The 14,200-nt window shown below is 72.8% G+C and carries 10 protein-coding genes; 1 reads left to right on the forward strand and 9 read right to left on the reverse strand.

Features of this window, described 5'->3' with window-relative positions; genetic code table 11:
• Positions 1-114: 114 nt before the first annotated feature.
• The 6 genes from aceE to AC0VY3_RS09475 all read right to left on the reverse strand — a co-directional run bounded on the left by aceE (position 115) and on the right by AC0VY3_RS09475 (position 9,913).
• On the reverse strand, positions 115-2,787 hold the full coding sequence (aceE, locus tag AC0VY3_RS09450; RefSeq protein ID WP_103508292.1) for a pyruvate dehydrogenase (acetyl-transferring), homodimeric type: 2,673 nt from the start codon (positions 2,785-2,787) through the stop codon (positions 115-117).
• 267 nt (positions 2,788-3,054) lie between these two features.
• Positions 3,055-3,678 (reverse strand): GntR family transcriptional regulator, encoded by a 624-nt coding sequence (locus AC0VY3_RS09455; RefSeq protein WP_030586293.1) that lies wholly within the window; start codon positions 3,676-3,678, stop codon positions 3,055-3,057.
• Positions 3,679-3,826: 148 nt separating this feature from the next.
• Positions 3,827-5,593: a 2-oxoglutarate dehydrogenase, E2 component, dihydrolipoamide succinyltransferase gene (gene sucB, locus AC0VY3_RS09460; protein WP_475549409.1), complete on the reverse strand. Its 1,767-nt coding sequence runs from the start codon at positions 5,591-5,593 to the stop codon at positions 3,827-3,829.
• Positions 5,594-5,655: 62 nt separating this feature from the next.
• Positions 5,656-7,044: a dihydrolipoyl dehydrogenase gene (gene lpdA / locus AC0VY3_RS09465; protein ID WP_103507405.1), complete on the reverse strand. Its 1,389-nt coding sequence runs from the start codon at positions 7,042-7,044 to the stop codon at positions 5,656-5,658.
• Positions 7,045-7,400: 356 nt separating this feature from the next.
• Positions 7,401-8,948: a leucyl aminopeptidase gene (locus AC0VY3_RS09470; RefSeq protein ID WP_103507406.1), complete on the reverse strand. Its 1,548-nt coding sequence runs from the start codon at positions 8,946-8,948 to the stop codon at positions 7,401-7,403.
• A 182-nt stretch (positions 8,949-9,130) separates the two neighbouring features.
• Positions 9,131-9,913 (reverse strand): adenosylcobinamide-GDP ribazoletransferase, encoded by a 783-nt coding sequence (locus AC0VY3_RS09475; protein WP_242736532.1) that lies wholly within the window; start codon positions 9,911-9,913, stop codon positions 9,131-9,133.
• Positions 9,914-10,002: 89 nt separating this feature from the next.
• On the opposite strand from AC0VY3_RS09475, the gene AC0VY3_RS09480 reads away from it, so the two are divergent.
• Positions 10,003-10,767 (forward strand): hypothetical protein, encoded by a 765-nt coding sequence (locus tag AC0VY3_RS09480; protein WP_103507812.1) that lies wholly within the window; start codon positions 10,003-10,005, stop codon positions 10,765-10,767.
• Here the strand turns inward: AC0VY3_RS09480 and AC0VY3_RS09485 are convergent.
• The 3 genes from AC0VY3_RS09485 to AC0VY3_RS09495 all read right to left on the reverse strand — a co-directional run bounded on the left by AC0VY3_RS09485 (position 10,665) and on the right by AC0VY3_RS09495 (position 14,165).
• Entirely contained in the window at positions 10,665-11,465 is an 801-nt protein-coding gene (locus AC0VY3_RS09485) for a hypothetical protein (protein WP_475549410.1), read from the reverse strand. The genes AC0VY3_RS09480 and AC0VY3_RS09485 overlap by 103 nt on opposite strands.
• Positions 11,466-11,641: 176 nt before the next feature.
• Positions 11,642-12,760 carry a nicotinate-nucleotide--dimethylbenzimidazole phosphoribosyltransferase gene (gene cobT, locus AC0VY3_RS09490; RefSeq protein WP_103507813.1) on the reverse strand — a complete coding sequence of 373 codons (1,119 nt, stop codon included), beginning with the start codon at positions 12,758-12,760 and terminating at the stop codon, positions 11,642-11,644.
• A 202-nt stretch (positions 12,761-12,962) separates the two neighbouring features.
• Positions 12,963-14,165 carry a bifunctional adenosylcobinamide kinase/adenosylcobinamide-phosphate guanylyltransferase gene (locus AC0VY3_RS09495; protein ID WP_475549411.1) on the reverse strand — a complete coding sequence of 401 codons (1,203 nt, stop codon included), beginning with the start codon at positions 14,163-14,165 and terminating at the stop codon, positions 12,963-12,965.
• Positions 14,166-14,200 lie beyond the last annotated feature (35 nt).

The following is a 14,200-nucleotide window of genomic DNA, read 5'->3' on the forward strand; positions in this document are numbered from 1 at the left end:
GTGGCGGCAGGGCGGGCCGGTCCCACGCCGGAACCCCCGGCCGCCGGGCAGGCGCGCTGTCGGGCGCGCCCGCCCGGTGACCGGGGGTTCGGCCGGGCTCCACGGGAGCGGGGCTCAGAGGCCGTAGCGCTCCCGGGCCTCCTTGACCGCCGAGGCCGGGACCTCGCCGCGCCTGGCGAGCTGGGCCAGCGAGGCCACCACGATCGACCGGGCGTCGACGCCGAAGTGGCGGCGGGCCGCGTCGCGGGTGTCGGAGAGGCCGAAGCCGTCCGTGCCGAGCGAGGACCAGTCCTGCTCCACCCACTGGCTGATCTGGTCCGGGACCTGGCGCATCCAGTCGCTGACCGCGAGCACCGGGCCCGGCGCACCGGAGAGCGCCTGGGTCACGTACGGCACCTGCTGCTCACCGCGGAGCAGCGCCTCGTCGGCCGCCAACGCGTCGCGGCGCAGCTCGCCCCACGAGGTGGCGGACCAGACGTCGGCCGTGACACCCCAGTCGGCGGCCAGCAGCTCCTGGGCCTCCAGGGCCCAGTGGATCGCCGTGCCGGAGGCGAGCAGCTGCAGGCGCGGCGCGTCCGCCTTCGCGTGCGTGCCCTCCTTGAAGCGGTACAGGCCCTTGACGATGCCCTCCTCTACGCCCTCGGGCATCGCGGGCTGGGGCTTCGGCTCGTTGTAGACCGTCAGGTAGTAGAAGACGTCCTCGGCGTCGGGACCGTACATCCGGCGCAGACCGTCCTTGACGATCACCGCGACCTCGTACGCGAACGCCGGGTCGTAGTTGAGCGAGGCCGGGTTGGTGGCCGCGATCAGGTGCGAGTGGCCGTCCGCGTGCTGGAGGCCCTCACCCGTCAGGGTCGTACGGCCCGCCGTGGCGCCGACGATGAAGCCCTTGCCGAGCTGGTCGGCGAGCTGCCACATCTGGTCGCCGGTCCGCTGCCAGCCGAACATCGAGTAGAAGATGTAGAACGGGATCATCGTCTCGCCGTGCGTCGCGTACGACGTGGCGGCGGCGATGAAGTCGGCCATGGCGCCGGCCTCGGTGATCCCCTCGTTGAGGATCTGGCCGTCCTTGGCCTCCTTGTAGTACATCAGCTGGTCGCGGTCGACCGGGTCGTACGTCTGCCCCAGCGGCGAGTAGATGCCGGCCGACGGGAAGAGCGACTCCATACCGAAGGTACGGGCCTCGTCCGGGACGATCGGCACCCAGCGCTTGCCGGTCTCCTTGTCCCGCATCAGGTCCTTCACCAGGCGGACGAACGCCATGGTGGTGGCCATCTCCTGCTTGCCGGACCCCTTGTACAGGGCCTTGAACGCGCGCTCCTCGGGCTGCGGCAGCGGCGCGGAGGCGTGCAGCCGGCGGGCCGGGGCCGGACCGCCGAGGGCCGCGCGGCGCTCCTGGAGGTAGCGGACCTCGGGGGAGTCGGCGCCGGGGTGGCCGTAGGGGACCAGACCGTCCTCGAAGGCGCTGTCGGGGATCGGGAGGCCGAGCAGCTCGCGCATGCCCTTGAACTCGTCGATCGACAGCTTCTTCATCTGGTGGTTGGCGTTCTTGGACTCGAAGCCCTTGCCGAGCGTGTAGCCCTTGACCGTCTGGGCCAGGATCACGGTCGGCGCGCCCTTGTGCTCGATCGCCGCCCTGTACGCCGCGTAGACCTTGCGGGCCTCGTGGCCGCCGCGCGAGGTGTAGAAACACTCGGCGATCTTCGCGTCGGTGAGCAGTTTCGCCAGCTCGACGAGGGCGGGCTCGGCGCCGAAGAAGTGCTCGCGGATGTAGGCGACGTCGCGGGTGGCGTACGTCTGGAACTGCGCGTCCGGGACCTCGCGCAGGCGGCGCAGCAGCGCCCCCTGGGTGTCCAGCTGGAACAGCTCGTCCCAGGCGTTGCCCCAGAGCGTCTTGACGACGTTCCAGCCGGCCCCGCGGAACTGCGCCTCCAGCTCCTGGACCACGCGGAAGTTGGCGCGGACCGGGCCGTCGAGGCGCTGCAGGTTGCAGTTGATGACGAAGGTCAGGTTGTCGAGCTGCTCACGGGCCGCGAGGGCGAGGGCGGCGGTCGACTCGGGCTCGTCCATCTCGCCGTCGCCCAGGAAGGCCCAGACGTGCGAGTTGGCGGTGTCCTTGATGGAGCGGTTGGCCAGATAGCGGTTGAAGCGCGCCTGGTAGATGGCCGAGAGCGGGCCGAGGCCCATCGACACGGTGGGGAACTCCCACAGCCAGGGCAGCCGCCGCGGGTGCGGGTAGGAGGGCAGGCCCTCGCCGCCCGCCTCCTGGCGGAAGTTGTCGAGGTGGTGCTCGGTGAGCCGGCCGTCGAGGAAGGCGCGGGCGTAGATGCCGGGGGAGGCGTGGCCCTGGATGTAGAGCTGGTCGCCGGAGCCGTCCCCCTCCTTGCCGCGGAAGAAGTGGTTGAAGCCGGTCTCGTAGAGCCAGGCCGCCGAGGCGAAGGTGGCGATGTGGCCGCCCACCCCGTACCGGGCGCCACGGGTCACCATCGCGGCCGCGTTCCAGCGGTTCCACGCGGTGATCTTCGACTCCATCTCCAGATCGCCGTCGAACGCGGGCTCGGCGGCGGTCGGGATGGTGTTGACGTAATCGGTCTCCAGCAGCTTGGGCAGCGCGAGACCGGCGCCCTCGGCGTGCTGCAGCGAGCGGCGCATCAGGTATGCGGCGCGGTGCGGGCCGGCAGCCTTGGTGACGGCGTCCAGGGAGGCCGCCCATTCGGCGGTCTCCTCGGGGTCACGGTCCGGGAGCTGGTCGAGCTCGCTCGGAAGCTTTCCTACGGGGTCGGTCATGATCGCCGCCTTCCGGAGAGGAGGGGGGTGGAGAAGGCTCTATCTGGCAGGACAGAGCGATGGGGCCGGTGGGCCCGCGAAGTGAACTGTAAGGCGCTGATCGATGATCGATCAAAGGATTGAAGGCAAAACTTCTCGATACGAAGAAAAGTGGCATGGGGTGCCTCGAAACAGGGCACGGAGTGACGCGAAATAGCGTGCAAATAGGGCGCTGACCTGCACGGAAGAGCAGGTCGGGCGCCAGATGATCGGAGCCTCGCGGACGGGTCAGGCGCGGGGCGCGCAACCCAGCACATGCGCCTTCACCAGGGCCCCGATCTGCGGGTCCTCGGCGAGGAACGCGTCGATGAGCGCCTGGTGCTCCTCCGCGTACGACTTCTGCACCGTGCCCAGCCAGCGGATCGACAGGGCCGTGAACACCTCGATGCCCAGCCCCTCCCAGGTGTGCAGCAGCACCGCGTTCCCGGCGGCGCGCACCATCTCCCGGTGGAAGCCCACCGTGTGCCGCACCTGCGCCTCGCCGTCGGCCAGCCGGTCCGCCTCGTACAGCGCGGCCACGTGCGGGGCCAGCGCCGAGCAGTCCTGGCCGAGCCGGGGGGCCGCCAGCTCGGCCGCGATCTGCTCCAGGCCGGCCCGGACCGGGTAGCTCTCCTCCAGATCGGCGGCGGTCAGATTGCGGACCCGGACGCCCTTGTTGGGGGCCGACTCGATCAGCCGGAGCGTCTCCAGCTCACGCAGCGCCTCGCGCACGGGCGTCTGGCTGACCTCCAGCTCGGTGGCGATCCGGCGCTCCACGATCCGCTCGCCCGGCTTCCAGCGCCCGCTGACGATCCCCTCCACGATGTGCTCGCGGATCTGTTCGCGCAGCGAGTGGACGACGGGCGGGGTCATGAGGTGCTCCTTCAGGGCAGACCGGTGCTGCCTACATCATCACGGTGGCGGTGGGCCTCCCGGGCTGTTTAGACAATACGGCGGCGCCCCCGCCCGGAAGAGTTCCGGACGGGGGCGCCGCTGGTGAGGCTGGTTACAGCGGGGGCGTTCAGAGGCCGAGCTCGACCTCGAACTCACCGGCCTCCAGGATCGCCTTGACCGAGGTCAGGTAACGGGCGGCGTCCGCGCCGTCCACCAGACGGTGGTCGTAGGAGAGCGAGAGGTACGTCATGTCGCGCACCGCGATGGTCTCGCCGAGGTCCGGGTGGTCGATGACCACCGGGCGGCGGACCGTCGCGCCGATGCCCAGGATGGCGGCCTGGTTCGGCGGCACGATGACCGTGTCGAACAGGGCGCCGCGCGAACCGGTGTTGCTGATGGTGAAGGTGGCGCCGGACATGTCGTCCGGCGTCAGGCCGCCACCGCGCGCCTTGCCCGCGAGCTCCGCGGTCTTCTTGGCGATACCGGCGATGTTCAGGTCGCCCGCACCCTTGATGACCGGGGTCATCAGACCCTTCTCGGCGTCCACGGCGATGCCGATGTTCTCCGAGTCGAAGTACGTGATGGTGCCCTCGTCCTCGTTGATCCGGGCGTTGACGACCGGGTGGGCCTTCAGCGCCTGGGCCGCCGCCTTCACGAAGAACGGCATCGGGGACAGCTTGACGCCCTCACGGGCGGCGAAGGAGGCCTTCGCCTGGTTGCGCAGCTTCATCAGCTTGGTGATGTCGACCTCGAGGACCGAGGTCAGCTGGGCCTGCGAGTGCAGCGCCTTCATCATGTTCTCGCCGATGACCTTGCGCATGCGGGTCATCTTGACCGTCTGACCGCGCAGGGGGGACGCCTCCAGCTTCGGCGCCTTGGCGGCCGCCGGAGCAGCGGCCGGGGCCGGAGCGGCCGCGGCGGCCTTGGCGGCCTCCGCGGCGGCGACGACGTCCTGCTTGCGGATACGGCCACCGACGCCGGTGCCCTTGACCGAGCTCAGGTCCACGTTGTTCTCGGACGCGAGCTTGCGGACCAGCGGCGTGACGTACGCGCCGTCGTCACCGGTGGGCGCGGCCGGGGCGGCCGGCGCCGGGGCTACGGGCGCGGGCTGCGCCGGTGCCGGAGCGGCGGGAGCCGCCGGGGCCGGGGCCTGGACCGGAGCCGGCGCCGGGGCGGCCGGAGCCGGAGCGGCGGGGGCGGCCGGTGCCGGGGCGGGAGCCGCGGGGGCCTCCTGGGCCGGGGCGGCGGGCTGCGCCGGAGCGGCGGCCGGAGCCGCGCCCGGGGCGCCGATGACGGCGAGCTTGGCGCCGACCTCGGCGGTCTCGTCCTCGCCGACCACGATCTCCAGCAGCACACCGGCGACCGGGGCGGGGATCTCGGTGTCGACCTTGTCCGTGGAGACCTCCAGCAGCGGCTCGTCCTCGGCCACCTCCTCGCCGACCTCCTTGAGCCAGCGGGTGACGGTGCCCTCGGTGACGCTCTCGCCGAGCGCCGGGAGGGTGACGTCGGTGCCGGACGCGCCACCGGCCGGGGCGGCGGCCGGAGCCGGGGCCTCGGGAGCCGGAGCGGCGGGGGCCTCGGCGGCCGGGGCCGGAGCCTCGGCCGGAGCGGCAGGGGCCTCGGTGGCGGGGGCCGCGGCCTCAGCCGGAGCGCCCGAGCCGTCGTCGATGACGGCCAGCTCGGCGCCGACCTCGACGGTCTCGTCCTCGGCGACCTTGATGGAAGCCAGCACACCGGACGCGGGGGCGGGGATCTCGGTGTCGACCTTGTCGGTCGAGACCTCGAGCAACGGCTCGTCGGCCTCGACGCGCTCGCCCTCGGCCTTCAGCCAACGGGTGACAGTGCCCTCGGTGACGCTCTCGCCGAGCGCCGGAAGGGTTACGGAAACCGACATGGTTTCAGTTGCTCCTTACAAAAATGCGGAAGTGGTCGGTCGTCGCGCCCGGGACCGGGGGATCAGTCGTGGGCGTGGAGAGGCTTGCCGGCCAGCGCCAGGTGAGCCTCGCCCATCGCCTCGTTCTGCGTCGGGTGTGCGTGGATGAGCTGGGCGACCTCGGCGGGCAGTGCCTCCCAGTTGTAGATCAGCTGGGCTTCGCCGACCTGCTCGCCCATGCGGTCGCCGACCATGTGGACGCCGACCACGGCACCGTCCTTGACCTGGACGAGCTTGATCTCGCCCGCGGTCTTCAGGATCTTGCTCTTGCCGTTGCCCGCGAGGTTGTACTTGAGGGCGACGACCTTGTCCGCGCCGTAGATCTCCTTGGCCTTGGCCTCGGTGATGCCGACGGAGGCGACCTCGGGGTGGCAGTACGTCACCTTGGGCACGCCGTCGTAGTCGATCGGGACGGTCTTGAGACCGGCCAGCCGCTCGGCCACCAGGATGCCCTCGGCGAAGCCGACGTGGGCGAGCTGGAGGGTCGGGACGAGGTCGCCGACGGCCGAGATCGTGGGCACGTTGGTCTGCATGTACTCGTCGACCAGGACATAGCCGCGGTCCATCGCGACGCCCTGCTCCTCGTAACCGAGGCCCTGCGAGACCGGGCCGCGGCCGATCGCGACCAGCAGCACCTCCGCCTCGAAGGTCTTGCCGTCGGCGAGCGTCACGCGGACGCCGTCCTGGGTGTACTCGGCCTTGTCGAAGAAGGTGCCGAGGTTGAACTTGATGCCGCGCTTGCGGAACGCGCGCTCGAGAAGCTTGGAGCTGTTCTCGTCCTCGACCGGGACGAGGTGCTTGAGGCCCTCGACGATGGTGACCTCGGTGCCGAACGACTTCCACGCCGAGGCGAACTCGACGCCGATGACGCCGCCGCCGAGCACGATCGCGGACTTCGGCACGCGGTCCAGCTTCAGCGCGTGGTCCGAGGAGATGATCCGGTTGCCGTCGATCTCCAGGCCGGGCAGCGACTTCGGCACGGAGCCGGTCGCCAGCAGCACGTGGCGGCCCTGGATGCGCTGGCCGTTCACGTCCACCGAGGTGGGCGAGGAGAGCTTGCCCTCACCCTCGATGTAGTGGACCTTGCGCGAGGCGATGAGACCCTGGAGACCCTTGTACAGGCCCGAGATCACCTCGTCCTTGTACTTGTTGACGGCCTCCATGTCGATGCCCTCGAAGGTGGCCTTCACGCCGAACTGGGCCGACTCGCGGGCCTGGTCCGCGATCTCGCCCGCGTGCAGCAGTGCCTTCGTGGGAATGCAGCCGTTGTGCAGGCAGGTGCCGCCGACCTTGCCCTTCTCGATCAGGGCGACGTCCAGGCCCAGCTGCGCTCCGCGCAGGGCCGCGGCGTAACCGCCACTGCCACCGCCGAGGATCACTAGGTCGAAAACGGTGCTGGCGTCGTTCGCCACGTCACGTCCTCCATGCATGTGCGCCGTATGCCGGGCCCCGTCGCTGGGGTGTGACCGGCCGGTCGGCTGGTGTGCGGCCGCTTTTGTCTTCGGCCCTGTGGTGGGGGCCCTGTCCTGCCGAGAACCCATCTTCGCACTTGTCGACGGTGGGCGGGACGCGGGGCCCGGGTCCGGGACGGACGATCATCCGTTCCGGAGGGTTACTGCTGCGTAGATACCTACGGATTCGGTCGGTGTTCGTCGAGAGCGAAACCCGGTCTCTGGTCACCGGTTCCGCCCCGGACGGTCCCGCCCGGGCAACACGTACGGCCCCGGACCTGTGCCCGGGGCCGTACGTGTCATCGGCGGGGTCCGGCTCAGCCGAGGTCGCCGTCGGCGGTGCGCTCGGCGAGCCGCACCAGGGTGCGGACCGCGGAGCCGGTGCCGCCCTTGGGGGTGTAGCCGTACGGCGCGCCCTCGTGGAAGGCCGGGCCGGCGATGTCCAGGTGGGCCCAGGCGATGCCCTCGCCCACGAACTCCTTCAGGAACAGACCGGCGACCAGGCCGCCGCCCATCCGCTCGCCCATGTTGGCGATGTCGGCGGTGGGGGAGTCCATGCCCTTGCGGAGGTCGGCGGGGAGCGGCATCGGCCAGGAGGCCTCGCCGACCTCCTCGGCGATCTCGTGGATCGACGTACGGAAGGCGTCGTCGTTGGCCATCACACCGAAGGTGCGGTTGCCGAGCGCCAGCACCATCGCACCGGTCAGGGTCGCCACGTCGACGATCGCGTCCGGCTTCTCCTCCGAAGCGCGGGTCAGCGCGTCGGCCAGGACGAGCCGGCCCTCGGCGTCGGTGTTGAGGACCTCGACGGTCTTGCCGCTGTACATGCGCAGCACGTCACCGGGGCGGGTGGCGTTGCCGGAGGGCATGTTCTCGGCCAGCGCCAGCCAGCCGGTGACGTTGACCTTCAGGCCCAGGCGGGCGGCCGTGACGACGGCGGCGAACACGGCGGCGGCGCCGCTCATGTCGCACTTCATCGTCTCGTTGTGGCCGGCCGGCTTGAGCGAGATGCCGCCGGAGTCGTAGGTGATGCCCTTGCCCACGAGGGCCAGGGTCTTCTCCGCCTTCGGGTGCGTGTAGGCGAGCTTCACCAGGCGCGGGCCGTGCGTGGAGCCCTGGCCGACGCCCAGGAGGCCGCCGAAGCCGCCCTTGACGAGCGCCTTCTCGTCGAGGACCTGGACCTTGATGCCGTGCTCCTTGCCCGCGGCGGTGGCCACGGCGGCGAAGGACTCGGGGTACAGGTCGTTCGGCGGGGTGTTGATCAGGTCGCGGGCCCGGTTGATCTCCTCGACCAGCGCGAGGGCGCGCTCGACCGCGGCCTTGTAGGCCTTGTCGCGCGGCTTGGCGCCGAGCAGGGCGACCTCGGCGAGCGGCAGCTTCGGGCCGCTGTCCTTGGACTTCGCGTCCTTGGGGGCCAGCTTGTTCTCGCCGCCCTGGTAGGCGGTGAAGGCGTACGAGCCGAGGAGCGCGCCCTCGGCGACGGCGGCGGCGTCCTCGACGGAGCCGGCGGGCAGCGCGAAGCCGGCCTTCTTGGAACCGGTCAGCGCACGGGCGGCGGTGCCCGCCGCGCGGCGCAGCGCCTCGGCGTCGTACGCGTCCTCCTTGTCCGGGACCGGACCGAGACCGACCGCGACGACGACCGGGGCCTTGAGGCCGGACGCGGCGGGCAGCTTGGTCAGTTCGCCCTCGGCACCGGTGGCGCCCAGGGTCGCGAGGACGGCGGCGAGCTTTCCGTCGAACGCCTTGTCCACGGCCTCGGAACCGGGCGCCAGGACCGGTCCCTTGACGCCCTTGGCGACGCCGACGACGAGTGCGTCGGCGCGCAGCGTCGCCGCACCGGCAGTGCTGAGAGTGAGAGCAGTCACGGTGGTGAAATCTCGCTTCCGTTGAGTTCGAGTTCGGTCGAGGGGTGGGCCGACCGTGCCCGGCGCATCGTAGACGCCCCGACGATGTGCCGGGAATGAGCCTACGCGCGCGGTTCCTGCTCCGTGACGGCGGCGGGCCGTTCCCTGCCGCCGCGCCGGGGATCGCCCGAAGCGCCACGCCGTCAGGTGCCGAGCGTCAGCACCACCAGGGCCGCCGTCGCCGCGGTCTCCTCGACGCCCCCGAAGACGTCCCCGGTGACCCCGCCGAACCGCCGTACGCAGTGCCGCAGCAGCAGTTCGGCGGCGGCGAGCGCGCCGAGCACCGCCAGCGCGTGGCGCAGCGCCGCGTACGGGCCCAGCAGCGCGCCCGCCGCCGCGCACAGCGCCACCGTCACCACCACCGCGAGCAGCGCCCGCCCGGCCGGAACCGTGCCCGCCACCGTCGCCCCGAGCCCTTCCGGCCGGGCCGCCGGGACGCCCTGACGGGACGCCAGGGTCAGCGCGAGCCGGGCGGCGACGGCCGCGACGACGGCCCCGAGCGCCCCGTGCGCCCAGCCCTGCCCGTACAGCTCGAAGAGGACCGCGACCTGGGCCAGCAGCACCAGCAGCAGCGTGATGACACCGAACGGCCCAATGTCGGACTGCTTCATGATCCGCAGCGCGTCCTCGGCCGGTTTCCCGCTGCCGAGGCCGTCCGCCGTGTCCGCCAGACCGTCCAGATGCAGCCCCCGGGTGAGCGCGGCCGGCACCGCGACGGAGGCCACCGCCGCGAGCAGCGGCCCCGGGCCGGCCAGCAGCGACAGCGAGCCGAGGGCGGCGGCGAGCAGACCCACGACGAGCCCGGCGAGCGGGGCGCAGAGCATCCCGGCGCGGGCGGTCGCACGGTCCCAGCGGGTCACGCGGACGGGGAGCACGGTCAGGGTGCCGAAGGCGAAACGCAGCCCGTGGCTGTTCAGGGAGGTCACCGCGCGCAGGCTAGCCGCCGGCGCCCACCGATAGATTGGCCGAAACACGGCAAATCATGGTGAAACCTGATGTATCGGGAGTGGGTGGCATGGGTCACTGGTGGCACGACAACATCACGGAGCCGGGCAAACTGCCGCTGCTCCTCGCACTGGCCGCCTTCGTCCTGACCTTCGCGATCACCCGCACCATCACCCGCATGATCCGGGCCGGGAAGGGCCCGTTCCGCAACATCACCCCGGGCGGGGTGCACATCCACCATGTGGTGCCGGGGGTCGTGCTCTCGGTGGTCGGCGGGTTCGGCGCGGTGGCCAGCGGGCGGCACGGCGTGGCCGCCGGGGTCTGTGCGGTGATCTTCGGGGTGGGGGCCGGTCTGGTGCTCGACGAGTTCGCGCTGATCCTGCATCTGGACGACGTGTACTGGACCGAGGAGGGCCGGCAGAGCGTGGAGGTGGTCGTGCTGACCGCCGCGTTGGTGCTGCTGGTCCTGGCGGGCTTCTCCCCGCTCGGCGTCGACGACGTCACCGACGAGGAGCAGCAGGGCCGCTTCGGCGTCATCACCACCTACGTGATCAACTTCTGCTTCGTCCTGATCGCCCTGTTCAAGGGAAAGGCGCGGATGGCGGTGCTCGGCACCCTCGTCCCGTTCGTCGCGCTGGTCGGCGCGATCCGGCTGGCCCGTCCCACCTCGCCCTGGGCCAGGCGTTTCTACCGCCACCGCCACCGGGCCCGCTCCAGGGCGCTGCTGCGGGCCTACCACCACGACGTGCGCTGGGTCGGGCCGCGCCGGAAGTTCCAGGACCTCATCGGCGGCGCCCCGGACCGGGTCCCGCTGCCGCCGTCGCCCAGATCCTGAAGCGCTCCGGAGGCGCCCGCGTCCGGCACCCGAGCGCCACTCCGCCGCCCGAGCCACTCCCGTACGCCGCACACCACCAGGACGGCGGCGATGGCGGCCAGATGCTCGCGGCCCGCCAGGTTGTCCTTGACGAGGACCTCCACCACCATCGCGAGGACCACCAGCGCCCCGGTGAACCAGGCGCGTTGACGGTGGCAGACGTACACCGCGAGCCCCACGACCGCCGCCGAAGGGCCGGTGTCCACCACCTGCGCGTCCGAGGCGGGCAGTCCGGGAAACGTCCCGGGGCCGAGTGCGACGCCGATCCGGGCGTACAGCGTCCCCGCCAGCGTCGCGACGTACGCGACGGCCAGCGTGCGCCACCGCCCCAGGCACACCTCCGCGATGCCGAACACCAGCAGGATCTGCGCCAGCGCGCCCCACACCGGCAGATCGAGCGCGGGCACGAACAGCGACAGCGGCGTCCGCAGCAGGGCGAGCCAGAGCGGGTCCTCGGCCCGTACGGCACCGAGGTTCTGCACCGGCCGGTAGCCCCACCCCTGGTTCTGCACCACCTGGACGGTCGCGGTCAGTGCCACCGCGGTCAGCGTCAGCGCGAGCGCCCGCACCCACCGCCCGGCGAGCCCTCGCCGTACGGTCGCGCACAGCGGGCCCCACTCCCGTACCGCCGCCCGGCGCAGGGCCGCGGAACGGCTCATCCGCTCTTCTCGAACAGCATGGAACAGGCCCCCGGTCGGTCGTCGGTCGGTACGTGGCGCCGGCGCGGATGCGCGCCGGGCCGCGGTCCCTCCCGAAGACGGGCCGGGGCAGCGCGAAGTTGAGCGACACCGGAGTGATGCCGATCTCGTCCGCGCGCGGGGCGGGGTCCGGGGTCTCAGACTCCGTCGAGAGCGGTGGCGTCCGACTCCGATTCCGACGCCACCGGGGCCTCCGGCTCCTCGTCCGCGGACTTCTCCGGCTCACGCTCCGGCAGTTCGGCGGCCAGCGCCGCCGCGGCCTGCACCAGCGGCAGGGCCAGCAGCGCGCCGCTGCCCTCGCCGACCGTCACCCCGTGGTCCAGCAGCGGGGTCAGCGCCATCCGGTCCAGCGCCTTCGTCTGCGCGGGCTCCCCGCTGACCTGGCCCGCCAGCCACCAGTCCGGCGCCCGGAACGCCGCCCGCTGCGCCACCAGCGCACAGGCCGCCGAGACCACCCCGTCCAGGATCACCGGCATCCGGCGCACCGCGCTCTGCAGCAGGAAGCCCGTCATCGCCGCCAGGTCCGCCCCGCCGGAGGTGGCCAGCAGCTCCAGCTGGTCGCCGAGCACCGGCCGGGCCCGGCGCAGCGCGTCCCGGATCGCCGCGCACTTGCGCATCCACGCCAGGTCGTCGATGCCCGCGCCACCGCGCCCGGTCACCACGGAGGCGTCCGTTCCGCAGAGCGCGGCGACCAGGGTGGCCGCGGCCGTCGTCCCGCCCACGCTGAGGTCGCCGAGCACCACCAGATCGGTGCCGGAGTCCGCCTCCTCGTCGGCGACGGCCATGCCCAGGCGGACGGCCTGCTCGGCCTCCTCGGCGCTCATCGCGTCCTCGACGTCGATCCGCCCCGAACCCCGCCGCACCCGGTGCCGCACCACGGACTCGGGCAGCAGCTCCGGATCGCAGTCCAGCGACACGTCCACGATCCGCATCGGCACCGAGAAGCGCCGCGCCAGCACCGCGACCGGGCTCGCCCCGTCGAGGGCGGAGCGCACCAGCTCGTACCCGCCTCCCGCCGGCCGGCCGGAGACGCCCAGCTCCGCCACCCCGTGGTCACCGGCGAAGAGCACCAGACGCGGCTGCTCCACGGCCCTGACCGGTACGGACTGCTGCGCGGCGCTGAGCCACTCGCCCAGCTCGTCGAGCCGCCCGAGCGCCCCCGGCGGTACGGTCAGCCGCTCGCGCCGCTCCTCGGCATCGCGCCGCACACCCCCGTCGGGGCGTTGGATCAGGTCGGAGAAGTCGTCCAGGTTCACGGAGGTCTGCCTCGCGGGTCGTCACGTCGGGTCCGGTGCGGGAACCCGGCGGCGGGCCCCCAGGGCGTGTCCGCCGGACACGCCCTGCCCGGAACAGTACCGGTCGGCCCTGGGGACGGACCGGGCCGCGAGCAGCGGAACCAGCCACCCCCGCACCCCGCGGAACGGCATGCCCCCGCGCCCCGCGGAACGGCCCGTCCCCTCACCCCCGCAGCACCAGCACCTGACCCGCCACCACCAGCAGCACCTGCTCGCACTCGGCCGCCACCGCCGCGTTCAGCCGCCCCAGCTCGTCCCGGAACCGCCGCCCCGCCGACGTCGCCGGAACCACCCCCGACCCCACCTCGTTGGTCACCAGCACCACCGGCCGCCGGGTGCCGCGCACTGCCGCGACCAGATCCGCGACCCGTGCCCGCAACGCCTTCTCGCCGCCGTCGTGCCACCGCCCGTCCTCCCAGGCCGCCACCCGGTCCATCGCGTCGGTCAGCCACAGCGACAGGCAGTCGATGAGCAGCGGCGGCCCGTCCGAGCGCAGCAGCTCCGTGAGCTCGCAGGTCTCCTCGGTCCGCCAGGCGCCCGGCCTGCGCTCCCGGTGCAGTCCGACCCGGGCCGCCCACTCCGGGTCACCGTCGCGGCGGCCGCCGGTCGCCACGTACACCACCTCCGGGAACGTCTCCAGGCGCTGCTCCGCCTCCAGCGACTTCCCCGACCGCGCGCCCCCGGTCACCAGCACCCGGCGCGGCACGTCCGGCACCGCGTGGTACTCGCCCACCACCAGCGTCGTCCCGTCCGGCACCGCCCGCGCCCCGGCCGCCGCGAGCCGCCGCTCCAGCGCCGCGCCCGGCGGGGCGTCGTGGTCCAGGTGGACCGCGATCACCTCGGTCGTCGGGCCGACCGCGCCGGCCGACCGCAGCCGGGCCACCGCGTCGGGCCGCGCGATCACATCGAGGACGACCATGTCGTAATGCTGCTCCACCCGCCCGTCGAGCCCCGCGGGCGCGGCCCCCGGCGGCAGGTAGAGCAGCCGCTCGCCCTCCGGCGCGGTCACCTCGTACCCGGTCCCCGGGGCGTCCATCGCCACCGCCCGCACCCGGTGCCCGCTGATCAGCGTCAGGGCCTGGCCGTCCGGCACCCGGCCGGCCGGCGGCAGCAGGGCGGGCAGCTCGACGGCGGGCCCGTCGTGCGGGTGGGTCAGCAGCACCTGCCGGACCGCGCCCAGCGAGTGCCCCGCACGGGCGGCCGCGAACACCGCTCCGGGGGTGAGGTCCAGCAGCAGCGCGTCGTCGACCAGCAGGGCCGTCGCGGCCCGCGCCCACGGACCGCGGGCCGAGGCGCAGACCGCGCAGGGGCAGGAGGGGCGCGGCAGCCCTTCGGGGGCTCCGGTGCCGAGCAGAGTCAGTTCCACACCTTGATCCTCCCGCGTCCCCCGGTCAGGTGCGC

The organism is Streptomyces sp. iso_384, assembly GCF_056172905.1.